Origin of the sequence: Acidovorax sp. M14, from assembly GCF_049331375.1 — a bacterium.
In the GTDB taxonomy this organism is placed as follows: domain Bacteria; phylum Pseudomonadota; class Gammaproteobacteria; order Burkholderiales; family Burkholderiaceae_C; genus Acidovorax.
In genome coordinates, this window is the sequence record NZ_CP186263.1 from 1,142,164 (window position 1) to 1,165,767 (window position 23,604).

Consider the following 23,604-nt stretch of genomic DNA (forward strand, 5'->3'; position numbering starts at 1 on the left):
TCCCGTTACTCATGCTGCGCGCAGGTTAGCGCGTAGCAATCAGGCGCCAGCGTAAGAGTCAGCGCCCGTCCAGTTCGCGGTGGCGCTTCAGCGCGGTCCACCGGTCGCTGAAAGCCTGGGCCAGTCTCTCGACCAGATAGACAGAGCGATGTTGCCCGCCCGTGCAACCGATGGCTACCGTGACGTAGCTTCGGTGGTTGCGGTCCAGCATATCCAGCCAGTGCGCCAGAAACTGTTCAATGTGCGCACGCATCAGAGCCACGTCCGGTTGCAGGTTCAGAAAGTCGGCCACAGGCTGGTCCAGTCCTGTGAGATCCCGAAGGGCCGCCTCATAGTGCGGGTTGGGCAGCATGCGCACGTCGAAGACGTAGTCGGCATCCATGGGAATGCCGCGTTTGAACGCAAAGGACTGGAATACCAAGGTCAATTGCCCTTGCGCCGTGGACATCAGACCTTTGACATAACTTTGCAATTGGGAGGCGCGGATGGTGCTGGTGTCGATCACGTGCGATTGTTCGCGCAGCTCTGCCAGCAACTCCCGCTCCAGCTCAATGATCTGGACCAACGCCCTGCGCCCTTGTTGAAGATCGTCGTGCGACAAGGGATGGCGGCGGCGCGTTTCGGAGAAACGCCGCACCAGGGTATCAATAGTGGCGTCCAGAAAAAGGGATTTCACGGCCACGCCCTGGCTGCGCAAACGGCTCAATTCCTGAGGGACTTGGTGCAGCGAGGTGGCGCTGCGAACATCCACTGCAATGGCTACACGGTTGCCATGGTGTTTGTGTTCCAGCGCTACGAAGGCTGGCAGCAGTTCGGGTGGCAGGTTGTCTACGCAGTAGTAGCCAGCATCTTCCAGCGCATGCAAGGCGACGGATTTTCCAGACCCTGACATGCCTGTGATGACAACGATCTCAAGAGCCATCAGCGTTTCCTAGCGGCAGTGGAGGAGATAGAGGAATCCGAAGGTGGGGTAGTCGCTTCGGCCAACGCCGGCACAGCAGTGCCCAACATTTCGCGCGCGTGCGCCAGCGTGGTCTCGGTAGAGCGCTCGCCACCCAGCATGCGAGCGATTTCTGCCACTCGTTCATCTTGCTGCACAACCAGAACCGTGCTGGTTGTGCCTTGAGCGCTCTTGTTTTTAGCCACTTTGAGGTGGTGATGCGCACAGGCCGCCACTTGCGGCAGGTGGGTCACTGCCAGCACTTGCCGATCGCGCCCCAGCTGTTGCATCAGCCTTCCTACGGTTTCGGCGACTGCTCCACCCACCCCGGAGTCCACCTCGTCAAAAATGAGCGTAGGGGCGGCACCCAATTCACTGGTTGTGACCGCAATGGCGAGCGAAATGCGAGACAGCTCGCCACCCGATGCGACCTTGCCGACGGGCTTGGGTGTCATGCCTGGGTGCCCTGCGACCAAGAACACGACATCGTCGATACCATCGGGTGAGGGCTCTGCCGCCTTGCCCACCGATACCTCAAATTTGCCACCCTCCATGCCGAGTCCCTGCATGGCCTGAGAGATGGAGGCGGAGAGTTTGGGGGCCGCTTTGGCTCGGGCCATGGATAGCGTGCGTGCCGCTGCCTGGTATGCCTTGGCGCTGGCCGACTCGCTGGCTTGCAGTCTGTCAAGATCGGTTGCAGCATCAAGCTCGTGCAGGGATGCTTTCCAGTCCTTGAGTAGCGCAGGTAGCTCTGCAGGAGGGCGTTTGTATCGGCGTGCCAGTCCCATCCACTGGGACATGCGCTCGTCCAGCTCCGTCAGCCGTTGCGGGTCGATGTCTGCATGGCGCAGGTAGCTGTGCAGCGAGTGCACTACATCGGTCGTCTGCGCCAGGCTCGACGCCAAGATATCGGCCAGATTGGCGAACTCTGGCTCAATATGTTCCTGGGCTTGAAGAAGGGCATGCGCGCGGGTCAGTGCGGAAACAGCTCCACCTTCGTCTTCCTGCAAGGCCTGAAGCGTCCCCTGCGCTCCATCCAGCAGGGCCTGTGCATGGGACAGGCGTTTGTGTTGGGCGTCGAGTTCCTCCCACTCGTCATCACCGGGCCCCAGCTTGTCCACTTCGCTGATTTGCCACTGCAGGCGCTCGCGCTCTTGCTGCAGTGTGGCTTGCGCGGCGCGCGCCTGTTGCAATGCCTTGAGGTCCGCGCGCCATTGTGCCCAGCGAGATGCCGTATCTCGGGTGTTCACACCGGCGAAAGCGTCAAGCAAGCCTCGCACCGATTCTGGTCGGGTCAGGCTTTGCCACGCGTGCTGACCGTGGATGTCGACAAGCATCTCGCCCAGCGAGCGCAACTGGGAGGCCGTAGCAGGGGTGCCATTGATCCACGCACGGCTCTTGCCCTGCGCGTCGACAGTACGGCGTAGCAACAGCCGGTCATCGGCTTCAAACCCTCCCTCATCCAGCCAAGGTCGGGCGTGTGCGGGGCAGTCAAATTCCGCGCAAATGTCGGTCTTGCTGCATCCCTCTCGCACCACTCCTGCATCTGCACGTGCCCCCAAGGCCAGTTGCAATGCGTCGATCAGAATGGACTTTCCTGCACCGGTCTCTCCGGTTAACACGGTGAAGCCATTGCGCAAATCCAGTTCCAGGGTTTGTACGATCACGAAATCACGCAGGGTAATCTGCCGCAACGCCATGGTCAGGAGCCCCCTTCATTCCAGCGCAGCTTCTTGCGCAGTGTCGCGAAGTAGTTCCAGCCCTGCGGATGTAGAAAACGTACACGGTGTTCCGACCGTTTGACGAGGATGCGGTCGCCATGCAGCAGGGATGCGAGAGACTGCATGTCGAAGTTTGCGCTGACATCGCGCCCGCTCACCACTTCAACGGCTACTTCCGTCGCATCGGAAAGCACGATGGGGCGGTTGGACAGCGTATGCGGTGCGATAGGAACCAGCACCCAGCCTGGGATGGAGGGATGCAGCATCGGACCTCCTGCGGACAGCGAATAGGCCGTCGATCCGGTAGGCGATGCAATGATGAGACCGTCGGCCCTTTGGTTGGCCACAAACTGGCCACCCACTTCGACGCGCAGTTCCACCATGCCCGAGGTCGCCCCACGGTTGACGACCACATCGTTCATGGCCAGGGCTTCAAACACCACACGCTCATCGCGAACCACGGTTGCGTGCATCAGTGGCCGCTGGTCTTCTTCGTAGGCCCCTCGCAGCATGGGCGGCAATGTGGTCTGATAGGTGTCGAAAGGAATGTCGGTGATGAAACCCAGTCGGCCCTGGTTGATGCCGATCAATGGCGTTCCAAAACGGGCCAGGCGGCGACCAATCCCCAGCATCGTCCCATCACCCCCGACCACCAGGCCCAGATCGCATCGCGCACCGATCTGGTCTACATTCAAAGATGGATAGTGTGTCAGTCCGGTATTGCTGGCGGTTTCCGCTTCGAGTGCAACCTCACATCCCTGACGCTCCAAGAAATGTGCAATGTCTTCCAAAGCCCTGCGCGAGCCGTCACCAGAGGCGCCTGTAGCTGAAGTCTGGTACTTGCCTATAAGTGCGACATGGCGGAAATTGGACGTCATCACGAAATTACATCATTAAAATCATTCCATGCTCGATGACCGTGCCAAGTTGTTGCTGAAAGCCCTGGTCGAGCGTTACATCGCTGATGGGCAACCCGTGGGATCGCGGACGCTTTCTCGTGCGTCTGGCCTGGATTTGTCGCCTGCTACGATTCGGAACGTCATGGCGGACCTGGAAGAACTGGGCCTGATTGCGAGTCCACATACCTCCGCAGGCCGCATTCCCACCGCGCGTGGATACCGTTTGTTTGTGGACACGATGCTGACGGTGCAGCGTGAGTCGGTCATGCCAGCGCAGTTGGCTCCGGAGCAGCCCCAAAAGGTCATCGCCAACGCCGCACAGCTGCTGTCCAACCTCTCCCAGTTCGTCGGTGTGGTGATGGCTCCTCGGCGTACTTCCGTATTTCGTCACATAGAGTTCCTGCGACTCTCTGAAAAGCGCTTTCTCGTCATCATCGTGTCGCCGGAAGGTGACGTACAGAATCGTGTGATCTTCACCGAGGTGGATCACTCTCAGTCGCAACTGGTCGAAGCCTCCAACTTTCTGAATGCACATTACGCCGGGCTCGCAATGGAGCAGGTGCGAGAGCGTTTGAAGTCCGAGGTCGATGTGCTGCGCGGAGAGATCGCATCGCTCATGCAAGCAGCAGTCAACGTAGGTTCGGAAGCACTCTCCGAGGCGCAGGACGAGGTGGTAATTTCTGGCGAGCGCAACCTGCTCTCCGTCAGTGATTTCTCCAGCGACATGGGTAACCTGCGCAGGGCATTCGACTTGTTCGAGCAGAAGACGCAGATCCTTCGCCTTCTGGATATCTCAAGCCAAGCGGAAGGGGTGCGCATCTACATCGGCGGCGAGAGCCAGGTCGTGCCTTTTGAAGAGCTCTCGATCGTCAGCTCCCCTTATGAGGTGGACGGCAAGGTGGTGGGGACTTTGGGTGTGATTGGTCCTACGCGCATGCCATACGACCGCATGATCCAGATCGTGGACATTACCTCCAAGCTGGTGTCCAACGCACTCAGTCACCGCAAGTAAGCCCCTACAATATGGCGCTTGCCCCGTTGTATAGCGCTGGAGCATGGCTGGGGGCGTTAGCTCAGTTGGTTAGAGCAGAGGACTCATAATCCTTTGGTCGTTGGTTCAAGTCCAACACGCCCTACCACCCTCGCTTGCAGGGCGGGCCCATCAACAAATGACGTGTTTTGTGATCCAAATCGCTCAGTTTGTTTTTGGAGCCTTCATCGTGCATTACAATCTCGGCTTGCGTTGAATTGACTGTCTGTTTGCGGTGCCTGACTCAGGAAAGCAATCGGAAAAAAGCAAATTTCAAGGGTCACCAAGAAATCATGCTATAATTCAAAGCTTAGCGGCTGTAGCTCAGCTGGATAGAGTACTTGGCTACGAACCAAGGGGTCGTGGGTTCGATTCCTGCCAGCCGCACCAATGTTTAAAGCCTGCAATCGCAAGATTGCAGGCTTTTTCATTTGCCCAAGCGCTTTGCGCTGATTGGAGAGTTCTGGCGATGAGCAAGGCTTTTACCAAGGAAACCGATAGCGCTGACGATGACGAAGGATTGGCACTGCCTCCTTTGCCGCCGGGTGGCAAAAACTACATCACCCCTTCAGGCTATGCACGCCTGAGGGCAGAGCTTTTGGATCTCATCGACAACGAGCGGCCGAAGATCGTGGATGTGGTGCACTGGGCGGCCAGCAACGGAGACCGGTCTGAAAACGGCGACTACCTCTATGGCAAGAAGCGTCTGCGCGAAATTGATCGGCGCATCCGTTTTTTGACCAAGCGGCTCGAGATCGCCGAAGTAGTGGACCCCAGGTTGCATGCGGGCAGTGAACAGGTGTTCTTTGGGGCCACCGTCACATACTCCGACGATGAGGACGGTGAGCGCACGATCACCATCATGGGCATCGACGAGGCTGACAGTCGTATGGGTCAAGTCAGCTGGATTTCGCCTGTGGCGCGGGCTCTGTTGAAGGCTCGCGTTGGGGATGAGGTGCAACTGCCTACGCCGGGCGGGGTGCGCCATTTGGAGGTGGTGGAGGTGCAGTACCCACCTCGGAGCGCCGCCACATAGCCTGTTTGCGCACAAGCGGCAGTCCGTGTGCCAATTCCAGAGAACTTGGAGCTTGATGCTCCGTGTTGCGGTGTCAGGGCTGCGGCGTGATTCTTGCCGCCCGCAGCACCGCCTGCGTACGCCGCAGGTTGCGCAATGCCAGCTCAAGGTGGGCTTGGTCACGAACCGCCACGATGAACCGCAAATCCGTGGTGTCCAGGGCTGCCTCATCGTCCATATCCACATGGGTGATGTCTGCCTCTGAATTGGCAAGCTCTGCCGCCACGCGCGCCAGCACCCCCTTGCCGTTGTTCACAGTGACGACCACGCCCGTTTCGAACATGCGAGTGGGCTCGTCCGACCAGTCCACGGCAATGAACCGTTCGCTGTCTTTATGCTGAAGCCGTTTGGCAACACTGCAATGTGCGTTGTGCACGACCAGCCCCTCACCGCGGCCCAGATAACCGACGATGCTGTCGCCTGGCACGGGGCGGCAGCAGGTGGCGTATTGCACGGAAGCATTCTCGCTACCGTCCAGCGTGACGGCTCCTTGCGACAGGTTCTCGTGGGATGTGTAGCGCTCACGGGTCATGAGCAGGGCGTCCGGACGGTGGCCATGCTCTGACATCAACACCATGAGCCGTTTGGCGACGATGCTGGCAATGCGTTTGCCCAGACCCAGATCGGTCATCAGCTCGCTGCGCGTGCGGTTGCCGGTAAAGCGCAGCAGTTTGTCCCACAGCGGTTGGGTCTCGGCGTTGACGGGGGGCAGTTGTTCGAGGCCCTCCGCGCGAATCGCCTGGGTCAACAGTTTTTCGCCCAGCCCTTCGGACTCGGTTTGGGCCAAGGTCTTGAGGTAGTGACGGATCTTAGACCGCGCACGGCCCGTACGCACAAAACCCAGCCACGCAGGGTTAGGTGTGGAGACCGGGGCAGTAATGATCTCGACCACATCACCGTTTTTCAGTTCCGTGCGCAGCGGAACCTGCTCATTGTTGATTTTTGCAGCGGTGGTACGGTCGCCCACATTGCTGTGAATCGCGTACGCGAAATCCACGACCGTGGCACCACGCGGCAAGGCCATGATCTGGCTCTTGGGCGTGAAGACATACACCGCATCGGGAAACAGGTCCACCTTGACGTGGTCCCAGAACTCCGCCGCATCCCGCGTTTCGTTCTGGATGTCCAGCAAGGACTGCAGCCACTTGGTTCCCAAGCGTTCTGCGGCAGTGCCTTCTCCGTCCTGGGCCTTGTACAGCCAGTGCGCTGCCACGCCAGCTTCGGCAATCACATGCATCTCGTCGGTGCGCATCTGAAACTCGATGTTCACGCCCGAGGGGCCAACCAGCGTGGTGTGCAGCGACTGGTAGCCGTTGAGCTTGGCAATCGCGATGTGGTCTTTGAACTTGCCGGGCACCGGCTTGTACATCTGGTGCAAAACACCCAGGGCCGTGTAGCAATCGGTCACGGTGGGCACAATGACCCGAAAGCCGTAGATGTCCGTCACCTGGGCAAAGCTCAGGTGCTTGAGGTCCATCTTTTGATAGATGGCGTACAGCGTTTTCTCGCGCCCAGCCAAGCGCACCTTCATACCGATCTTGGAAAAGGCGGCATCCACTTCCGCCTGCACTTTTTGAACCAGATCGCGCCGGCGGTTGCGGGATTTGTTGACCGCTTTGGCCAGGGTGGCGTAGCGCCAGGGGTGCAGGTGCCGGAAGGCCAGGTCCTGAAGTTCGCGGTAGGTCTGGTTCAGGCCGAGGCGGTGGGCGATGGGGGCATAGATTTCCAACGTCTCGGACGAGATGCGGCCCCATTTGCTGCGCGGCATGTCCGACAGCGTACGCATGTTGTGGGTGCGGTCGGCCAGTTTGATGAGGATGACGCGCACATCCCGCGCCATGGCCAGCAGCATTTTGCGAAACGACTCGGCCTGGTTCTCTTCGCGGGTGTTGAACTGGAGCTTGTCCAGCTTGGTGAGGCCGTCCACCAGCTCGGCCACGGGGGCACCAAACCGGTCGATCAGGTCGGCCTTGGTCACACCGCAGTCTTCCATGGCGTCGTGCAACAGCGCCGCCATCAGCGCCTGGGCATCAAGTTTCCACGCCGCGCACTGTGCGGCGACCGCAATGGGGTGGGTGATGTAGGGCTCGCCACTGTTACGCAATTGCCCCAGGTGGGCTTCGTCGGCGAAGCGGTACGCCTGGCGCACCTGTTCGATGCTGGTGGCGTCCAGGTAGTCCAGGCTGTCGGTCAGCGCGGCGAAGCTGGCCGCAGCCGCATTGGCGGCCGCAGCGGCTGCCGAAAGATTGCCTGTCGGGGCCGGTTCACCGGGCCGGGGCTGCGTTGCAGAAGGTGAGTTGAGCACCGCGTTCATGCCTTAAATGTAGCGCGGGACAGCGCCAGAGGACTTTTGGGCAAAAAAAAGCACCGCTGGCGCGGTGCTTTTGGATGGGCTTTGCCCTGAAAAACGTTCAACCGGGAACCTTCTTGAGCATCTCCAGGCCCACTTTGCCTTCGGCGATCTCACGCAGGGCGGTCACCGCCGGCTTGTTGCGGCTTTCAATGCGGGGAGCGTGGCCCTGGCTCAGCATGCGAGCGCGGTACGTGGCGGCCAGCACGAGCTGGAAGCGGTTGGGGATCTTTTCCAGACAGTCTTCTACGGTGATGCGTGCCATCGTTTACTCCGGGGATTCAGGTGATATTGAGCGACTGGAAGGTGTCAGCACGGGCGCGGCGCTGGGCGGCGTACTTGAGTCGCTGGGCGTGAACTACGGCTTTCAGGTCGAAAAGCGCGCGCTCAAACAATTCATTGATTATAACGAAGTCGAATTTGCTGACCTGCGCCATCTCTTCGGCTGCATTCTTGAGGCGGACTTCGATCACCTCTGGCGTGTCCTCACCGCGCCGCTCCAGGCGAGAGCGCAGCTCTTCCCAGCTGGGCGGCAGGATGAAGACCAGCACGGCGTTGGCGAAGGCTTCCCTGATCTGCAGTGCACCCTGGAAGTCGATTTCCAGGATCACATCCGAGCCCTGGGCAATGCGCTCTTCGATGGCCTTCTTGGAGGTGCCGTAGCGGTTGCCGTGCACATGCGCCCACTCCACGAAGGCATTGCTCTGCACCATCGCGTCAAACTCAGATTGCGACGCGAAGTAGTAGTCGCGGCCGTGTTTCTCCTGGCCGCGCGGGGCGCGGGTGGTGTGTGAGACCGAGAGGTGAACGTGCGAATCCAGCTCCAGCAGTGCCTTGACCAGGCTGGACTTGCCGGCACCACTGGGGGCTGCCACTACGATGAGATTTCCAGGATAGTCCATGGTTGATGTGCGCCAGGCGCTATCAAAAAATGAGTGTTATTCGATATTTTGCACTTGCTCGCGCATCTGCTCGATCAGCACCTTCATGTCCACGCTGATGCGGGTAAGGTCGAGCGCGGCAGATTTGGAGCCCAGCGTGTTGGCTTCGCGGTGCAGCTCCTGGATCAGGAAGTCGAGGCGCTTGCCCACTTCGCCGCCTTTTTTCAGCAGGCGCTCAATTTCGTCCAGGTGCGAATCCAGCCGCGTGATCTCTTCGGCCACGTCGATGCGGATGGCAAAGGCGGTGGCTTCGGTCAACGCGCGGTCACGGGCGGCCTCGGGCAGCGTGGATCCATCGGTGAGGGCCATCGCCTCTTTCCAGCGCTCCATGAAGCGCTGGCGTTGCTGCTCCACCAGCAGCGGAACCATGGGGACGGCCTGTGCGGCCAAGGCCCGCAACTGCTTGACGCGATCCAGCAGCATGGTCGCGAGGCGCTTGCCTTCGCGCTCCCGTGCGGCCAGCAAGGCGGTCAGGGCTTCTTCGGCCAGGGCTGGAACGGCCTCGCTCCAGTCTTCGCTGCCCGAGTGTGCGTTGGCGCACAGGCGCAAGGCGTCCGCCACAGTGAGGGGCGCCGCGCTGGGCAGCCAGGCCCGCACGGAGTCTTGCAGAGAGTTCAGGCGCTGCAGCAGCCTGGCGGGTGGGTCTTGCAGGCTGTTGCCATCGTCGCTGTCGAGGGCCGCCCGCACTTCGACCTTGCCGCGCTTCAGGCGCGCTGTGAGCAGGGCGCGCAGCGTGGGCTCCAGGGCGCGCAGCTCGTCGGGCAGACGGAATGACAGGTCCAGAAAGCGGCTGTTGACGGATCGGATTTCCAGTCCCAGCCTGCGCGTCTGGGGGGCGCGGGCGTCGGTTTCAGCGCCAGTGGCAGATGCGCCATGCTGTGCGCTGGCGTATCCGGTCATGCTGTAAACTGCCATTGGACTTTTTGATGGTTGCTTGCGATCCGGCGATTATCCGGGTTCCGCCTTACCCCCGAATCATCTTCGCAAAATATGTCAAAAATCAAACCGGCCCCCTTGCCGCCCGATACCGCAATTGGCGGCTACCGTGTGGTGCGCCGGTTGTCCTCCGGTGGTTTTGGAGTGGTCTATCTGGCCCTCGACGCCGAAGGCCAGCAGGTCGCCATCAAGGAATACCTTCCCTCATCCCTCGCGACCCGCGCTCCCGGCGAGCTTCTGCCCAAGGTGCCGCCCGAAAAGCTCTCGCTGTACCGCCTGGGGCTCAAGAGCTTTTTTGAAGAGGGCCGCTCGCTGGCGCAGATCTCGCACGCCTCGGTGGTGAGCGTGCTCAATTTCTTCCGCGAGAACGAAACCGTCTACATGGTGATGAACTACCTGGAGGGCGCGACCCTGCAGGACTTCATCATCACCGCCCGCGACCTCAAGACCCAGAAGGTGTTCCGCGAGTCCACCATCCGCTCGCTGTTCGACGAGGTGCTGCGCGGTTTGCGCATCGTGCACCAGCACAAGATGCTGCACCTGGACATCAAACCCGCCAACATCTTCATCACCGACGACAACAAGGCCGTGATGATCGACTTCGGCGCGGCGCGTGAAGTGCTGAGCAAGGAAGGCAATTTCATCCGCCCCATGTACACCCCCGGCTTTGCAGCGCCCGAGATGTACCGGCGCGATTCGCAGATGGGGCCGTGGACGGATATCTACGCCATCGGCGCCTGCATCTATGCCTGCATGCAGGGCTTCCCGCCCAACGAGGCACCGCAGCGGGTGGACAAGGACCGTCTGTCGCTGGCCTTGACCAAGCTGCGCGGTGTGTATTCCGACAACCTGATCGAGGTCGTCGAGTGGTGCATGGCGCTCGACCCTCTGTCCCGCCCCCAGTCGGTGTTTGCCTTGCAAAAGGAGCTCAGCCGCGAAGGGGAGCGCCGCTACACCAAGCTCACCGTGGCCGAGAAGATGCGGCTGCAGCTCGACACCCTGGTGTCTGACACCAAGAAGAATGTGCAGAAGGTGGGTGAAGCCACCGGAATCGGAGCCAAGCCCAAATGAACCAGGCACACGCAATGCAGGTTCGGGCGAGGCATGTGTCCATGGATGGCGCCCCGGTGCATCCTTGTTTGCGTGAGTCCTTATGAAGTTCTCGGTATTCCAGATCAGCCGCCGCGGCGGCCGCGAGAAGAACGAAGACCGCATGGGCTATTGCTACACGCGCGAATCGGGTCTGTTTGTGTTGGCCGACGGCATGGGCGGCCACCCCGAGGGCGAAGTGGCTGCGCAGATCGCGCTGCAGACCATCTCGGCGTTGTTCCAGCGCCAGGCCAAGCCCCAGCTCAAGGATGTGCAGGAGTTCCTGTCCGGTGCGCTGCTCGCGGCGCACCACCAGATCCTGCGCTACGCCACAGAGAAAGGCATGCTCGACACCCCGCGCACCACCCTGGTTGCGGCGGTGTTGCAGGCCGGTACCGCCACCTGGATCCACTGCGGCGATTCGCGCCTGTACATGGTGCGCGATGGCGACCTGCTGACCCGCACGCGGGACCACTCGTACATGGAACTGCGCAACACGCCGCCGCCCGGGCTGGAGCGCATCAACCGCAATGTGTTGTTCACCTGCCTGGGCTCGCCCACCAAGCCCATCTACGACATCACTGGCCCGGTGTACCTGGAGCAGGGCGACCGCATCCTGTTGTGCTCTGACGGCCTCTGGGGCACGCTCAGCGACGACGAAATCGCCAAGCAGCTGGGCCGCAACACCGTATCGCATGCCGTGCCCGAGCTGGTGGAAGACGCCTTGCGCAAAGCCGGGGACAGCAGCGACAACGTGACGGTGGTGGCCCTGGAGTGGGAGACGCCGGATGCGTTCGAGTCCACCCAAGGCGTTTCCACCGACAGCATCAGCGACGACGTGTTCGCCTCCACCATCCAGGCCGGTCCGCTCGATGGGCTGGTGGATGACCTGGACGATGCGGCCATCGAGCGCTCGATTGCCGAAATCAACGAGGCGATTCGCCGCTCTGCGGCCCGCAAAGCCTGAGGGACGTGATAGGCCCGGCTGAGGCTGCGCAGCCTCGTGCATTGGGCTGATGCCTGTCAGTTGAACCGTTCCGTTTTCTGGCGTGCGCATTGGGCGACGCTTGGAAGGCATTTTCTGAACACCCACGAACCATGACCACTTTCATTCGCACCGGCAACCGCGCCGCCAACCAACTGCGTCCTGTGCGCATCACCCGCCACTACACCATGCACGCCGAGGGTTCGGTGCTGATCGAGTTTGGCAACACCAAGGTGCTTTGCACCGCCTCGGTGGAAGAGCGCGTGCCCCCGCACAAGCGCGGCAGTGGCGAAGGCTGGGTCACGGCCGAATACGGCATGCTGCCCCGCGCCACCCACACCCGCAGCGACCGCGAGGCCGCGCGGGGCAAGCAGACAGGCCGCACGCAAGAGATTCAGCGCCTGATTGGCCGCAGCCTGCGCGCCGTGTTTGATCTGAAGCTGCTGGGCGAGCGCACCATCCAGCTCGACTGTGATGTGATCCAGGCCGATGGTGGCACGCGCACCGCCGCCATCACCGGCGCTTGGGTGGCTGCGCAGGATGCGGTCAACCAGCTGCTGGGCAGCGGCAAGATCACCCAGTCGCCCCTGCTGCAACCCGTGGCGGCGATCTCTGTCGGCATCGTGCAGGGCACACCGCTGCTGGACCTGGAATATGTGGAAGACGTGGATTGCGACACCGACATGAACGTGGTGATGACCGGCGCGGGCCACTATGTGGAGGTGCAGGGCACGGCCGAGGGCGTGGCCTTTACCCGCGCCGAGATGGACCAGCTGCTGGGCCTGGCCGAACAGGGCATTGCCCAACTGGTGCAGCTGCAACAGCAGGCGTTGCAAAATACTCCTTAATTGATAGCTGCTGGCGCTTATTCCACTATCGCTTGTGGCCATTTTGACCATGAAAATTGTTCTAGCATCCAACAACCGCGGCAAACTGGCCGAGTTGCAGGCCATGTTTGCGCCCCTGGGCGTGGAGCTGGTGCGCCAAGCCGATCTGGGCGTGGGCGAGGCCGAGGAGCCCTTCCGCACCTTTGTCGAAAACGCCCTGGCCAAGGCACGGTTTGCGTCGGAGCACACAGGCCTGCCCGCGCTGGCCGACGATGCCGGCATGTGCGTGGATGCCTTTGGCGGCCTGCCCGGTGTGGACACGGCGTATTACTGCACCCAGTTCGGCTACGAGAAAAGCGATGACAACAACGTGCGTGCCTTGCTGGAGCAGCTGCAAGGTGTGACCAACCGCCGCGCCGCCATGGTCAGCACCCTGGTCGCCGTGCGCAGCCCGCAAGATCCCGAGCCGCTGATCGCCGTGGGCCGCGTGGTGGGCGAGATCACCACCGAACCCCGGGGTAGCAACGGCTTTGGCTTCGATCCCGTGATGTTCATCCCCGAGTTCGGGAAGACCTTTGCCGAGCTGCCCGTGGAGGTGAAAAACGCACACAGCCACCGGGGCCGCTCGGCCGCGCAGATGCTGGCATTGATGCGCGAGCGCTGGTTGTAGAAGGGCGCTGACCGTGGTTCATATCCCGATCACGCCCCAGGGTGACACAGAGCCAGCGGTGGTGCGCGACATCCAGCACTACATGCGCCCGGGCCTGCTGCAGCTGCCCAGCCTGCCACCGTTGTCGCTGTACGTGCACCTGCCCTGGTGCCTCAAAAAATGCCCGTACTGCGACTTCAACTCGCATGAATTCCGCGCGGGTGCCAGCACCGGCGGCGAGGTGCCCGAGCAGCGCTACATCGACGCCCTGATGGCCGACCTGGAGGCGGGGCTGCCCCTGGTCTGGGGGCGGTCCGTGCACAGCATCTTCATCGGTGGCGGCACGCCCAGCCTGTTCTCGCCCGCAGCCATCGACCGGCTGATCGGCGACATCCGCGCCCGCCTGCGGCTGGAGCCCGATTGCGAGATCACGATGGAGGCCAACCCCGGCACGTTCGAGACAGACCGGTTTCGCGCCTTCCGTGCGGCGGGCGTTACCCGCCTGTCGGTGGGGGTGCAGAGCTTCAACGACCAGCACCTGAAGGCCCTGGGCCGCGTGCACGACCGCGCCCAGGCGATGGCGGCGGTGGAGGAGGCTGCTGCGGCCTTCGACACCTTCAACCTCGACATCATGTATGCGCTGCCGGGCCAGACGCTGCCAGAACTGGAGCAGGACCTGCAGACCGCGCTGGCCTTCAAGCCGCCGCACATCTCCATCTACCACCTCACCATCGAGCCCAACACCTACTTCGCCAAGTTCCCCCCGGCCATCCCCGAGGACGATCAGGCCTACGCCATGCTCGACCGCATCACCGAGATGACGGGCCAGGCGGGCATGACCCGCTACGAAATCTCGGCCTACGCGCAGCCGGGCCACCAGTGTTTTCACAACACCAACTACTGGCAGTTTGGCGACTATCTGGGCATCGGCGCGGGCGCGCACAGCAAGCTGAGCTTTGCCCACCGCGTGGTACGGCAGGTGCGCTTTCGGGACCCGGCGCGCTACATGGACAACGCCCTGGCGGGCCATGCCGTGGCCCAGGACGACGAGGTGCGCCGCGCCGATCTGCCGTTTGAGTACATGCTCAACGCCCTGCGCCTGCGCGAGGGCTTTGCGCTGCAGGACTTCATGGCCCGCACAGGCCTGCCGCTGACCGCGATCGCCAAGGGGCTCGAAGCAGCCGAGCGCAAGGGCCTGATCGAACGCGACATGGCGCGCGTGCGGCCTACCGAGCGGGGTTTTGACTTTCTGAGCGATCTGCAGGAACTGTTTCTGGCGGACTGACCGCGCGGGTTTCAGTCACCCCTCATCGGCAGCGCAACCTCCGCTCAGCCGCACTTTGCAGCGAGGATGCGGCCGGTGCCGTCCACTTCGAGGTTCAGCCGCTGAGTGTCGTATTCCTTGGTGATGATCTGCCCGGGGCGCAGGATGCGCGCCGTCTGCGCGCCGGAGCGCTGGCGTGCAGACTCTACGACCGATGCGGTACTGTTTTGCCCCACGACGAACTGTGCGGGCTGGGCGTTGCACACGCTGGCGGGGGGTGACCCAGACCCTGCGGGAGCGGAGCCTGCCGACAGCGCGGGTGTCTGCCCATAACCCGCGCAACCGGTGACGGCCGCTCCCAGGGCCAGGCAGCAGGCGACGGCAAAAGGGGTGCGGGTCTTCTTCATCATGGCAGCGGGCTCCTGAGTTCAAAACACCCACCATAGCGGAATGCAGGTGCCATGGGGTTTCCGTAGCAACATGGGCCGGTTTCCAGCCGTAACGGGCTGTTGCCTGCATCCGCCTCCATGTAGCGGATTCTGGACTTGTATCAAGATGTGTTGCGTAAGGGCAACATGCTCACCAACTGGTCGCGGGGCCACCACTCCTCGACGGGTTGCCGTAAGTACGGTTCCGCACAATGGAGCGTCCGCCATTGTGTGTTGGCAGCGGCGGGCCCGTGCCATCTGGGGCTGCGTGATGCGCGGGCCTGTGTCGACGTCGCCGTACCGAACCTTCTGACCATGCCTGACGATTCCCGCCTTCGCCTCATCCGTGCCCTGGGCGACACCCTGGATGGTCTGGACGTGGCGCTCTGTGCGTTTGACGACAGCGACCGCACGCTGGCCTGGAACAGCACCTTCTTCAAGTTCTTTCCAGAGCACGCGGGGCATGTGTACGTAGGCGAGCCCTACGAGGCCAATCTGCGCCGCTTCTACACCCAGCGGCTGGATGCCCAGGAGCTGCCCAACATCGAGCGCTACATCACGGCCGGGGTCGAGCGGCACCGGGCACAGACCCGGCCTTACAGCTTTGAGCACCGGGGGCTGCGCGTCCATGTGTCGTCGTTGCCCATCGATGGCGTGGGGCGGGTGCGTGTGTGGCGTGCCGAGGCGCTAACGGCTCAGAGCGCATCCACTGACATGGCTGCGCAGTCTAGCGGCGACATCCACGAACCCGGCTACCTGCGCAGTCCACTGATCGAAAGCACCGAGCTGTTTGACCGCATTCCCGATGGGCTGATGATCTGCGCTGAAGACCAGCGCATCCAGTGGGTCAACCAGCCTTTCATGCAGATGTACCACCTGCCGGACCGCGCTGCCGCAGTGGGCCTGGCGTTTGACGAGGTGTACCGCCATGCATGGTCCGTCGGGGGCGAGGGCGACATGGCACCGTTTTACGACGGGCTATCGACCCTGCAGGAGCACATGCGTTTTGCGGGGGCACCGTTTGAAGTGCCCTTGCCACGCAGCCGCTGGAGCCGCGTCATCGCCAAGCAGGGCAGCGACGGCACCGTGTTCTACGCCCATGTGGACATCACCGAGCTCAAGCGCCAGCAGCGCTTGCTGGCGCAGGCCGAACGCAGCGCCCGCGACAGCGAGGCGCAATTGCGGGAGAAATCCATCCTGCTCGAAGCCACGCTGGAGCACATGGACCAGGGCGTGGCGAAGATCAGCGCCACGGGGGTGGTCGAGCTGTGCAACCGGCGGGCCATGGAACTGCTGGACCTGCCAGCCGAGCTGATGGCGTCCAAGCCCACGCTGGTGAATGTGCTGGCCTACCTGCGGGCTCGTGGCGAGTTCCAGGGCGCATCGCAAGAAGTGCAGGACCTGCTGCGGCACAGCAATGGCGGGGTCGATCAGCCCCAGGTGTATGACCGTCCCCGGCCCGACGGCCGCATCCTGGAGGTCCAGACCGTGCCGATCAAAGGCGGCGGCGCGCTGCGCACCTTCACCGACGTCACCCAGCGCAAGCAGGCCGAGCAGCAGATCCGCCATGTGGCAGAGCACGACGGCCTGACGGGCTTGCTCAACCGCACCGCCTTTTTGCAAGCATTGCAGGCCGCAGCCACCGACGTGCACCGGTCGGGCCGTGGTTTCGCAGTCTTGTACGTGGATCTGGATGGGTTCAAACCCGTCAATGACCGCTACGGGCACGCCGTGGGTGACCAGTTGCTGGTGTGGGTGGCCCGGCAACTGACGCAGGCCGCGCGCGAGGACGATGTGGTGGCGCGCCTGGGCGGTGATGAGTTCGCGCTGCTGCAGCGGGGGGTATCGGACGGTGACAGCGCGTACCGCCTGGCCGACCGTCTGGTGCAAGCCCTGGGCCAGCCCACCGAGATCGAAGCGCACGCGCTGCAAATCGGCGCGTCCATCGGCATTGTCCTGTCGCCCGGCGACGGCACCGAGGCCGAAGAACTCCTGCGCAAGGCCGATTCCGCGATGTACCTGGCCAAGGCCACGGGGCGGGGCTGCGCAAGGATTTACGGAACATAAGCGCCGATAGCTCGGGTACTGAATCCATACCCCTCCCTTCTGCTGATCGACAGAGCTTGGAGGAATGGGTCCTGTCCTACATGGCCTCAGTAGTCACCGTCCTAACATTGGTCCGTCGATCCCCTCGACATCCCTCCCGCTTGCATCGCGCAAGTGTTCAGCCCGCAATTTGCGGGCTTTTTTTTGCCCGCCCTAAGGCATCAACACAGGGATGAAAAAGCGACTGCGCCGTAGGCCTTTTGCCGAGCCGCAAAGCCTCCGTGTCCATCTGTCGGCACCATTGCGGTACGGGCGATGCCGTCATCACCCAGCCATCCCAGCGCGCTACATCACAAGAATGATTCTGTACAAACCCGGCACGCAATTTCTCTACAAAGGCAGAACGGTGAGCGTGGACTACGTCATCATCAAACGCACCGGTCTGTGGATTCGGTTGGCGCACAGCGAAGAGGTGTGCCGCCCAGAAGATTTGACCCCGATTGCACCGCAGGGAGCGGGACTGGCGAGGTAGAAAGAAGGCTGCACGCAGAGCGCAGGGGTGGCCTGGCTCGCTACCGAGACTTTTATCTGAGCTGCCGGGACAGCCACAGCAGCCCCCAGACGATGGCCACCAGCTGAACCAGATTGACGCAGAGCGCTGCCGTATGCACACGACGAAAGTGCTGAATCGCCCCGTCGCTGCTGGCCTCGATCTTTGCGCCGAGCTGCTGCATGGCCTGCAGCAAGTGCTTGCGCAGCAGCGAGACGACGCAGGCATTGGCCGCCACGCCGAGGGCAAAGGGATACCTGCCCCAAAGCGCGTAGCTGACAAACGCCCCCAGTGACGTCCAGAACGCTGCACGGTAGTACACGTTGAAGAACCCCCGAACGAAACGCGCGTCCAGTGGGGTGTCATGTTTCAGCGTGAGAAGCGGCAGGCCACCCATCAAGAAGTAGGCGGTGGTGACCAGCAGCGCCACCGTGAAGAAGAACGAGGCGTAGAGGGCGGACGACAACATCTTTCACTCCTCGAAATAGCCGACCACTTCAGGCAGCTGGCTCACACCAACTCCTCCATCCTGCCCATGGATGCGGCAATGCCCAGCGAAACACAGTCTAGGGGGCAGACGTGTTCTTGTGAACCGAGTTGGGGGAGGGCTTTCGGCAACAGACATGTTGCCGTGTGGGCCTGGGCGCACATCTCGCGGTTAGAACTGTGCCGGGCCAAGAACTGGCGGAGACTGTGGTTTTCGAACCAAAAAACCCAGCAACAAAAAAGCGCGTTGTGCAGTGTGATGACGTGGAAAAAGAAGGTCTTCTCGCTATAGTCCGCAAAATATGACTTACAGGCGGTCGGACGATGACAAACTGGAACGTAACAAAGGAAATGCAGAAGCTGAGCGAGGAGCTCAAATCAAGAATCGAATTGGATGCGGTCGAAGCTATGTTCTCGACCGTGGTGAAAGCGTCTGAACCCTTTGATGTCTTCAGTACTTGGCTTCTCTTAGGAACGGCTGCGACGGGTGCCTTTATGGTCACGAATGCAGAGAAGATAGTCCCCTACACAGGCGTGAATGGATATCTGGGATGCAGTGCAGCGCTAATTTTGTCAGTCTGTTGTGGTGCCGTGGCAAAAATTTATGGTGTCTCAGCGAGATCGGGACACGCGACGGGTTCTGAAGCGTTTGCCAAAGGCAAAGAGCTGAAAGAAAAGTATGAATCTGAAAAACAAGAACTCCAAAGGCTTTCCGAAAAATACGGAATAGCTGTCGACATGCGCCCGGATAGGTCAAGGATAGTAAAAGAAATGGCGGCGATCTTTCCTCGATCTATGAGGAAAGCTTTTGTGGAAAACGAGAGTGTTAACGGTGCTAGTTATAAAAATGCTGCTATCAATGTAGTGAATCAATTGGTGTGGGGTAAAGCTCAATTAATAGCGTTTATTGGATTCCTTGTTATCGGTCTTGTGGCAGGCATGCTTGCCCAAATAAGCTAGTTACTTGAGGCTACTGTGAGCGGGCTTAGTGACGCGATAAATTGCGCGCTTTACGCTGGAGGTGTGGACATCGAAGTGGTCCGCAAGGGCCTGCATGGTGTAGTTGCCTGACAGGTACATGCGGACCAGCTTCGCTTCGGTTTTTTCGGGCATGGAGCGTGCCCTCCCGAACTTCTGACCTCTGGCCCTTGCGGCCTCAAATCCTGCGGCGCAACGCTCGCGGATCATGGCTCTTTCGAACTCTGCGAAAGCGCCCAGCATGTGGAAGAACATGCGGCCTGCGGGAGAGCTGGTGTCGATTGATTCCGTGAGGCTGCGGAACGAGACACCGGCATGTTCTAAGGACTCGCAGAGTCGCAGTAGATCCCGCAGGCTGCGGGATAGGCGGTCCAGCTTGTAGACCACCAGCACGTCACCTGGGCGGAGCTTTGCGAGAAGGGCCAGCAGCTCAGGGCGCCGCGCTACGCCGCTGCGCTTTTCCTGTACAACGTGTTTGATTCCTGCGCGTTTGAATGCCGCGAGCTGTACAGCGGTGTTCTGCTCGGTGGTGGAAACGCGCGCGTATCCGTAGACGGTCAACGGTCTACGTACTGGCTCTCAAAGCGCTTGCGAGCGGCCATGTATTCATTGGCGCACGCGGCGGTGCCTGAGTCCAGTTTGCAGTTAGGAGAAGGCTGATGGAATTTGGCCCATGCGTCTTCTTTCCGCTGTCGTCGTTCGGACTCTAGACGAGCCTCCATGGCCTGAGCAGCGCGCAGACTCTCGGCGCGCTGGCGCTGTTCTTCTCTGGCCTGCTGGTTAAGTTCGTTCTGCTTGGCGATTTCGGCGTTGGTGCGTGCGTTCTGGGCCTTTATCTCTGCAGAGGCTTTGCGGATTGCTTCCTCAGCACGGTACGCCAGTATTGCTTCGTAGGTGAAGGCAGCAGCAAGCCCGCCAATAAATACGCCAAGGGCGATCTTGAATACATCAACCAAAAATGTTCCGGTGTCTTCGTCGTCTGGTTGAAACGGACGCCTGCTCATGTTCTCCCTCCTTACGATGAGTGTATCTGTGTGCAGTGGCAAGGGGCACGGGTTATGTGACCGTTTGCCATGGTGCCCTGCGGCCCCATACCCCCGCCCCAAACCTGCGACACAAGGTCTACGGTTTGGGTCCCCGTTGTCTCACAGTGAAGAGGCGGCTTCACTGCATCAAGCTGGAGCGCACCTGAGCATTACGGGCAGCCAGGCCCTGCAGGTATTGGCTTTGCGGAGGCTCAGTAGGAGCGGCAGGCATCGGCACTGGCACGGTGCGAACAGGCTCTGCTTGTGCCACTTGCTGGGCCATCTGGGGCGGGTTGCGCGGCTGCTGTGTGTCCGCAGGTGGTGCGGACTTCCAGTCCATGAAGAAGCCACGCTTAACCACCTGCAGGCAGGTTTGCATGCTGACCTGCATCAGCGTGGCCTGCTGGGTGTAGCACTCACATCGCGGGCCCATGTGCACACACGCGGCGGGATATGGCGCGACAGTGGGCGCAGTGACTTGATCGTAGGCGGGTGCAGTGTGCGGGAAGTCTTTCAGGCGAGGTGTGCGAGCCGCTAGGTATTCGTCCACGCTTGCAGGCTCTGCGCTGTTGCGGCCGCTGGAACTGGGGGCCTGCTTTGCGGGTGCGGCGGCCGAAGGCACGGACGGGAGCGACGAAGCGACACCAGAGCCGCCGCCCTTCGTAGTCATGCTGTAGAGCTGATGGCCCACGAAGCCAACGCAGCCAAGCGCCAGCACAAGCGCGCCGACACCCTTCCAGACCTTGAGCGGTATGCCGGTTTTGCGGGTATCCATGCTGGTCGAGGTGTACCAATCGAAAGCCTCGCGAGGCCACTTGCGGCTGGTTACTTCGCCGTTCTTGCCTGAGCCGTCTTTTTGCGGCTGGTCGTTCACCGCAGACCACTTCAATTCGTTGCTCGCGTCGCCCAGCATCGACGCCTTGAAGTGACGATGCCAAGCAGGCGCAGCGATCAAGCGACGGACGAAGCTATCGATGTTGAGCGGGTGCTGTGTGATAAAGAAGAAGTCAAACCCGCGTTTGCGGTTGTCCTGCGCCAGGGCTCCGATCCAAGCGGGGGGCTGACCAGTGGCCCGAGTGGGCATGACCTTTTGGCACTCATCGACGATACAGATGGAGCCATCGGGCAACGCCTCCCACTCACTTGGTTCGAATTCCTTCCAACCGAAATCGAGTAGGGGTTGCTTTGCAGCGAAGCCCCAGAAGAACACAGGCCGTCCGGTCTTCACCTGGAGCTGACGAACATCCCAAATGGTCATCAGCGTTTTGCCCGCGCCGTTACCGCCTGTCGTCAGGTACAGGTAGCCACGCTGGAAACGAAGGGAGCGCATCATTTGAGCACCCACCGTTTGACGGTACCACCGGTCAGGCCCTGCAGCGTCATACGTGCGGCAAGAGCACTCAGCAGGATGGAAAGGAACTCACCGACGCCCATGCTCGACAACATGCCAACGACCTCAACGGGAAGAGCAGAGAGCGCTGATACTGCGTTGCCCTTCGCCCAATCGAGCGTTGTGGACACGCCAGTAAACGTTACTACGCTCATACCAAGAGCGATCAGAACGCGGCCTACAAGCGTGCCCGCGATGTTGATGAGCGCTCCCATGAGCGCCGCGATAAATGCTGGCATGACCTACCCCCTAAAGACGATGAGAACCCACAGGAGCGCACCGAAAGCAAGCAGCGCGAGGCGAAGCGTTGCAAGGTGTGGGCATATCTGACTGATTGGCAGAGAAACGGTCTGGCCGAGAACGTCAACCGGCAAATCAGATATGCAGGTGCCAGGGCCGAGAATGTTCGATGCGTCGTACATGCTGGAACCGAACGCGACAGTCTCATTACCGGGAAGATCGCCAGTGCGCTTGCCTGTTTTGCCCTTTTCCGCGTTGTAAAGCTGTGACTCTGGCGTCTGATCGTCAAAGAGCTTGCAGGCTCTGCGGTGCTGTTCTTGGGCCATGGCGCACTGAATAGCGTCGCCCTCGCAGGTAAAGCCGTTGGCACAAGTGCCACCGAACGAGGAACCCTTATCTTTGCCATCGCTGCAGAGCTTGGAGCCAGGGTTTTCCTGGCAGAAACCTGCCTGGGGTTTCGTGCTGGTGGTGGTCGTTGTGCTGCTGGTGCTGGCCCCGGTGCTGTTGTTGGTGATGGTGGTGGTGGTCGTTATCGTGGTGGTGCAATTGCCGTTCTTGCACTCAGTGCGGCTGTCACGTTCTACACGACGGGTTTGTGTTCCGTCGTTTTCCTCGGTGGAATCCGTCTCGCCGCCGACACCGGAGTCGGGCACCTTGTTTATGCAGACCTCGACGCCGTTAACGCTGCCGGTGTACCCGTTCGGGCATTTTTCTATGGGTGGCGGATTTGTGGACGGCGACAGGTCGCAACTTTGATCTACGAGGTTCGAATCTGGCGACATTGAGAGCGTCCCTTCGGACACAGACACGCCGTTGCCATAGTCCATAAACAAGACGCGATCAAATGTGACCTTGCAGCCTTTGTTGGGGCTGGACATGCCCGATACAGGAAGACAGAACTGTTTGCCGTGAGGGACGTTACCGGAATAGCGATAGTCAATGACCAAATCACCACCGGGGAGAGTGCCAGTGACGGAGAAGTTAAAGCAGGCGTCTTTGTCGGGCTCGTAGGGTACGCATGAGTTACCAGACTGCACGTATCCAGATGAGCACACACACTGCCCACCCTGAGCCGTAGAACCAGTGGGGCATGTGCCTGCTTGATAGAAGCTGGAGGCCGTCTGCGTGTAGGGGCCGCGACCCTCAAGCGTGTACAGGCAACCAGCCGGCGGACTGATGTTCACGTACACATACTTGGAGCCCATGACGGCCACCCACGCGGGGCACGTTGCGGCAAGGGTGCCCGCTTGAGCGGTCGTCTGCTGGGGCGGGAAATAGTAGACCGTGCTACCCGCAGGAATCGGGAAGGCCGCATGCGACATGGACGAGAGAAACGCCAGAAGGAACGCAAAGATCAGGCGGCAAAAATTAGCCATGCGGCCCCCAACACAGCGACGATGACCCACAAGCCCATATAGACCCCTTGACGATAGGCACACCGCGCGCCTATTGGCAAAGGCCCCGGGTCTGCAGCCCCGGGAACCGGAACAGGCCGGTTAGCGCGCAGCGCCGCGAATCCAGCGGAACACGCTGACGGTCACGGAGACCAGCAGGCGGGCATTACCGATCAGCGCGATCGTGGCCATGGTGCCGAGGATGTAGGCCACGGCTTCGGTCACATCGGGCTGAGTGGGTGCGGTTTGCGCGAAGGCTGGCGCGGACGCCAGCGCCATGACTGCGGCACCAGCAGCGACGCGCTTGCTGTTCTTGACGTAGCGGGCACCGGCTTGTTTTGCGCGGAGGAACAGAGACATG

The 23,604-nt window shown here is 61.2% G+C and carries 24 protein-coding genes and 2 tRNA genes; 11 read left to right on the top strand and 15 right to left on the bottom strand.

The genetic code is table 11. The features are described 5' to 3' along the window. Positions 1-58 precede the first annotated feature (58 nt). From rapZ to ACOYR4_RS05360, 3 genes are read right to left on the bottom strand one after another with little or no spacing between them, the layout of a single operon-like run. Complete coding sequence (gene rapZ, locus ACOYR4_RS05350; protein ID WP_422848864.1) at positions 59-922, bottom strand: RNase adapter RapZ; 864 nt, start codon at positions 920-922, stop codon at positions 59-61. Next, positions 922-2,640, bottom strand: coding sequence for a DNA repair protein RecN (gene recN, locus ACOYR4_RS05355; RefSeq protein ID WP_422848865.1), 1,719 nt, complete (start codon positions 2,638-2,640; stop codon positions 922-924). Before recN ends, rapZ begins: the two co-directional genes overlap by 1 nt. 2 nt (positions 2,641-2,642) lie before the next feature. After that, positions 2,643-3,539, bottom strand: a complete 897-nt coding sequence (locus ACOYR4_RS05360; protein ID WP_422848866.1) for an NAD kinase — start codon at positions 3,537-3,539, stop codon at positions 2,643-2,645. A 28-nt stretch (positions 3,540-3,567) separates the two neighbouring features. Between ACOYR4_RS05360 and hrcA the strand changes: the two genes are divergently transcribed. The 4 genes from hrcA (at position 3,568) to greB (ending at position 5,626) form a co-directional block, all read left to right on the top strand. Next, a complete protein-coding gene (gene hrcA / locus ACOYR4_RS05365; RefSeq protein WP_015012782.1) occupies positions 3,568-4,572 on the top strand; it encodes a heat-inducible transcriptional repressor HrcA in 1,005 nt (334 codons plus the stop codon). Between the two features lie 50 nt (positions 4,573-4,622). Further along, positions 4,623-4,699 (top strand) — tRNA-Ile (locus tag ACOYR4_RS05370). Between the two features lie 204 nt (positions 4,700-4,903). Next, a tRNA-Arg gene (locus ACOYR4_RS05375) sits at positions 4,904-4,980 on the top strand. Positions 4,981-5,059: 79 nt separating this feature from the next. Beyond that, a complete protein-coding gene (gene greB, locus ACOYR4_RS05380) occupies positions 5,060-5,626 on the top strand; it encodes a transcription elongation factor GreB (protein ID WP_422848867.1) in 567 nt (188 codons plus the stop codon). Positions 5,627-5,699: 73 nt separating this feature from the next. Here the strand turns inward: greB and ACOYR4_RS05385 are convergent, their stop codons facing one another. From ACOYR4_RS05385 to ACOYR4_RS05400, 4 genes are all read right to left on the bottom strand, one after another. Further along, a complete protein-coding gene (locus ACOYR4_RS05385; protein WP_015012784.1) occupies positions 5,700-7,979 on the bottom strand; it encodes a RelA/SpoT family protein in 2,280 nt (759 codons plus the stop codon). A gap of 97 nt (positions 7,980-8,076) precedes the next feature. After that, entirely contained in the window at positions 8,077-8,280 is a 204-nt protein-coding gene (gene rpoZ, locus ACOYR4_RS05390) for a DNA-directed RNA polymerase subunit omega (protein ID WP_005794722.1), read from the bottom strand. Between the two features lie 16 nt (positions 8,281-8,296). Next, positions 8,297-8,917, bottom strand: coding sequence for a guanylate kinase (gmk, locus tag ACOYR4_RS05395; RefSeq protein WP_015012785.1), 621 nt, complete (start codon positions 8,915-8,917; stop codon positions 8,297-8,299). Positions 8,918-8,953: 36 nt separating this feature from the next. Next, positions 8,954-9,856: a YicC/YloC family endoribonuclease gene (locus ACOYR4_RS05400; protein WP_422848868.1), complete on the bottom strand. Its 903-nt coding sequence runs from the start codon at positions 9,854-9,856 to the stop codon at positions 8,954-8,956. A gap of 90 nt (positions 9,857-9,946) precedes the next feature. Here ACOYR4_RS05400 and ACOYR4_RS05405 point away from each other — a divergent pair, with 90 nt between their 5' ends. The 5 genes from ACOYR4_RS05405 to hemW all read left to right on the top strand — a co-directional run bounded on the left by ACOYR4_RS05405 (position 9,947) and on the right by hemW (position 14,727). Continuing rightward, positions 9,947-10,963 carry a serine/threonine protein kinase gene (locus ACOYR4_RS05405; RefSeq protein WP_015012787.1) on the top strand — a complete coding sequence of 339 codons (1,017 nt, stop codon included), beginning with the start codon at positions 9,947-9,949 and terminating at the stop codon, positions 10,961-10,963. A gap of 82 nt (positions 10,964-11,045) precedes the next feature. After that, the gene (locus tag ACOYR4_RS05410) at positions 11,046-11,948 is read left to right on the top strand and encodes a PP2C family protein-serine/threonine phosphatase (RefSeq protein ID WP_015012788.1); all 903 of its coding nucleotides are present in this window, start codon (positions 11,046-11,048) and stop codon (positions 11,946-11,948) included. 131 nt (positions 11,949-12,079) lie between these two features. Next, the gene (rph, locus tag ACOYR4_RS05415) at positions 12,080-12,814 is read left to right on the top strand and encodes a ribonuclease PH (RefSeq protein ID WP_110959658.1); all 735 of its coding nucleotides are present in this window, start codon (positions 12,080-12,082) and stop codon (positions 12,812-12,814) included. 49 nt (positions 12,815-12,863) lie between these two features. Further along, positions 12,864-13,463, top strand: coding sequence for an RdgB/HAM1 family non-canonical purine NTP pyrophosphatase (rdgB, locus tag ACOYR4_RS05420; RefSeq protein ID WP_056641312.1), 600 nt, complete (start codon positions 12,864-12,866; stop codon positions 13,461-13,463). Positions 13,464-13,476: 13 nt separating this feature from the next. Further along, positions 13,477-14,727, top strand: coding sequence for a radical SAM family heme chaperone HemW (hemW, locus tag ACOYR4_RS05425; protein WP_422848869.1), 1,251 nt, complete (start codon positions 13,477-13,479; stop codon positions 14,725-14,727). 44 nt (positions 14,728-14,771) lie between these two features. On the opposite strand, the gene ACOYR4_RS05430 is transcribed toward hemW, so the two are convergent. Then, positions 14,772-15,116 (bottom strand): I78 family peptidase inhibitor, encoded by a 345-nt coding sequence (locus ACOYR4_RS05430; protein ID WP_422848870.1) that lies wholly within the window; start codon positions 15,114-15,116, stop codon positions 14,772-14,774. A 333-nt stretch (positions 15,117-15,449) separates the two neighbouring features. Here ACOYR4_RS05430 and ACOYR4_RS05435 point away from each other — a divergent pair, with 333 nt between their 5' ends. Continuing rightward, positions 15,450-17,201: a diguanylate cyclase domain-containing protein gene (locus ACOYR4_RS05435; RefSeq protein ID WP_422848871.1), complete on the top strand. Its 1,752-nt coding sequence runs from the start codon at positions 15,450-15,452 to the stop codon at positions 17,199-17,201. Positions 17,202-17,764: 563 nt separating this feature from the next. Here the strand turns inward: ACOYR4_RS05435 and ACOYR4_RS05440 are convergent. Further along, complete coding sequence (locus tag ACOYR4_RS05440; RefSeq protein WP_422848872.1) at positions 17,765-18,199, bottom strand: hypothetical protein; 435 nt, start codon at positions 18,197-18,199, stop codon at positions 17,765-17,767. 341 nt (positions 18,200-18,540) lie between these two features. Between ACOYR4_RS05440 and ACOYR4_RS05445 the strand changes: the two genes are divergently transcribed. Further along, positions 18,541-19,176: a hypothetical protein gene (locus ACOYR4_RS05445; RefSeq protein ID WP_422848873.1), complete on the top strand. Its 636-nt coding sequence runs from the start codon at positions 18,541-18,543 to the stop codon at positions 19,174-19,176. Here ACOYR4_RS05445 and ACOYR4_RS05450 read toward each other — a convergent pair whose 3' ends face one another. The 6 genes from ACOYR4_RS05450 to ACOYR4_RS05475 form a co-directional block, all read right to left on the bottom strand. Beyond that, positions 19,177-19,755 (bottom strand): recombinase family protein, encoded by a 579-nt coding sequence (locus tag ACOYR4_RS05450; protein WP_422848874.1) that lies wholly within the window; start codon positions 19,753-19,755, stop codon positions 19,177-19,179. Next, on the bottom strand, positions 19,752-20,198 hold the full coding sequence (locus tag ACOYR4_RS05455) for a hypothetical protein (protein WP_422848875.1): 447 nt from the start codon (positions 20,196-20,198) through the stop codon (positions 19,752-19,754). The genes ACOYR4_RS05450 and ACOYR4_RS05455 overlap by 4 nt, the downstream gene beginning before the upstream one ends. A 160-nt stretch (positions 20,199-20,358) precedes the next feature. Continuing rightward, on the bottom strand, positions 20,359-21,552 hold the full coding sequence (locus tag ACOYR4_RS05460; RefSeq protein ID WP_422848876.1) for a zonular occludens toxin domain-containing protein: 1,194 nt from the start codon (positions 21,550-21,552) through the stop codon (positions 20,359-20,361). Further along, positions 21,549-21,848: a DUF2523 domain-containing protein gene (locus ACOYR4_RS05465; protein ID WP_422848877.1), complete on the bottom strand. Its 300-nt coding sequence runs from the start codon at positions 21,846-21,848 to the stop codon at positions 21,549-21,551. Before ACOYR4_RS05465 ends, ACOYR4_RS05460 begins: the two co-directional genes overlap by 4 nt. A 3-nt stretch (positions 21,849-21,851) precedes the next feature. Next, positions 21,852-22,727 (bottom strand): hypothetical protein, encoded by an 876-nt coding sequence (locus tag ACOYR4_RS05470; protein WP_422848878.1) that lies wholly within the window; start codon positions 22,725-22,727, stop codon positions 21,852-21,854. Positions 22,728-23,345: 618 nt separating this feature from the next. Further along, positions 23,346-23,603 carry a major capsid protein gene (locus ACOYR4_RS05475; RefSeq protein ID WP_422848879.1) on the bottom strand — a complete coding sequence of 86 codons (258 nt, stop codon included), beginning with the start codon at positions 23,601-23,603 and terminating at the stop codon, positions 23,346-23,348. Position 23,604 lies beyond the last annotated feature (1 nt).

Excerpts from the sequence above, each read along its gene's own strand:
- ACOYR4_RS05430 (WP_422848870.1), bottom strand. The coding sequence starts at position 15,116 with ATGATGAAGAAGACCCGCACCCCTTTTGCCGTCGCCTGCTGCCTGGCC.
- ACOYR4_RS05435 (WP_422848871.1), top strand. The coding sequence starts at position 15,450 with ATGCCTGACGATTCCCGCCTTCGCCTCATCCGTGCCCTGGGCGACACC.
- ACOYR4_RS05460 (WP_422848876.1), bottom strand. The coding sequence starts at position 21,552 with ATGATGCGCTCCCTTCGTTTCCAGCGTGGCTACCTGTACCTGACGACA.
- ACOYR4_RS05465 (WP_422848877.1), bottom strand. The coding sequence starts at position 21,848 with ATGCCAGCATTTATCGCGGCGCTCATGGGAGCGCTCATCAACATCGCG.
- ACOYR4_RS05455 (WP_422848875.1), bottom strand. The coding sequence starts at position 20,198 with ATGAGCAGGCGTCCGTTTCAACCAGACGACGAAGACACCGGAACATTT.
- ACOYR4_RS05410 (WP_015012788.1), top strand. The coding sequence starts at position 11,046 with ATGAAGTTCTCGGTATTCCAGATCAGCCGCCGCGGCGGCCGCGAGAAG.
- ACOYR4_RS05405 (WP_015012787.1), top strand. The coding sequence starts at position 9,947 with ATGTCAAAAATCAAACCGGCCCCCTTGCCGCCCGATACCGCAATTGGC.
- rdgB (WP_056641312.1), top strand. The coding sequence starts at position 12,864 with ATGAAAATTGTTCTAGCATCCAACAACCGCGGCAAACTGGCCGAGTTG.
- ACOYR4_RS05445 (WP_422848873.1), top strand. The coding sequence starts at position 18,541 with ATGACAAACTGGAACGTAACAAAGGAAATGCAGAAGCTGAGCGAGGAG.
- gmk (WP_015012785.1), bottom strand. The coding sequence starts at position 8,917 with ATGGACTATCCTGGAAATCTCATCGTAGTGGCAGCCCCCAGTGGTGCC.
- greB (WP_422848867.1), top strand. The coding sequence starts at position 5,060 with ATGAGCAAGGCTTTTACCAAGGAAACCGATAGCGCTGACGATGACGAA.
- ACOYR4_RS05440 (WP_422848872.1), bottom strand. The coding sequence starts at position 18,199 with ATGTTGTCGTCCGCCCTCTACGCCTCGTTCTTCTTCACGGTGGCGCTG.
- ACOYR4_RS05385 (WP_015012784.1), bottom strand. The coding sequence starts at position 7,979 with ATGAACGCGGTGCTCAACTCACCTTCTGCAACGCAGCCCCGGCCCGGT.
- rph (WP_110959658.1), top strand. The coding sequence starts at position 12,080 with ATGACCACTTTCATTCGCACCGGCAACCGCGCCGCCAACCAACTGCGT.
- ACOYR4_RS05360 (WP_422848866.1), bottom strand. The coding sequence starts at position 3,539 with ATGACGTCCAATTTCCGCCATGTCGCACTTATAGGCAAGTACCAGACT.
- ACOYR4_RS05400 (WP_422848868.1), bottom strand. The coding sequence starts at position 9,856 with ATGACCGGATACGCCAGCGCACAGCATGGCGCATCTGCCACTGGCGCT.
- rapZ (WP_422848864.1), bottom strand. The coding sequence starts at position 922 with ATGGCTCTTGAGATCGTTGTCATCACAGGCATGTCAGGGTCTGGAAAA.
- hrcA (WP_015012782.1), top strand. The coding sequence starts at position 3,568 with ATGCTCGATGACCGTGCCAAGTTGTTGCTGAAAGCCCTGGTCGAGCGT.
- ACOYR4_RS05470 (WP_422848878.1), bottom strand. The coding sequence starts at position 22,727 with ATGTCCAGCCCCAACAAAGGCTGCAAGGTCACATTTGATCGCGTCTTG.
- ACOYR4_RS05475 (WP_422848879.1), bottom strand. The coding sequence starts at position 23,603 with ATGTCTCTGTTCCTCCGCGCAAAACAAGCCGGTGCCCGCTACGTCAAG.
- rpoZ (WP_005794722.1), bottom strand. The coding sequence starts at position 8,280 with ATGGCACGCATCACCGTAGAAGACTGTCTGGAAAAGATCCCCAACCGC.
- recN (WP_422848865.1), bottom strand. The coding sequence starts at position 2,640 with ATGGCGTTGCGGCAGATTACCCTGCGTGATTTCGTGATCGTACAAACC.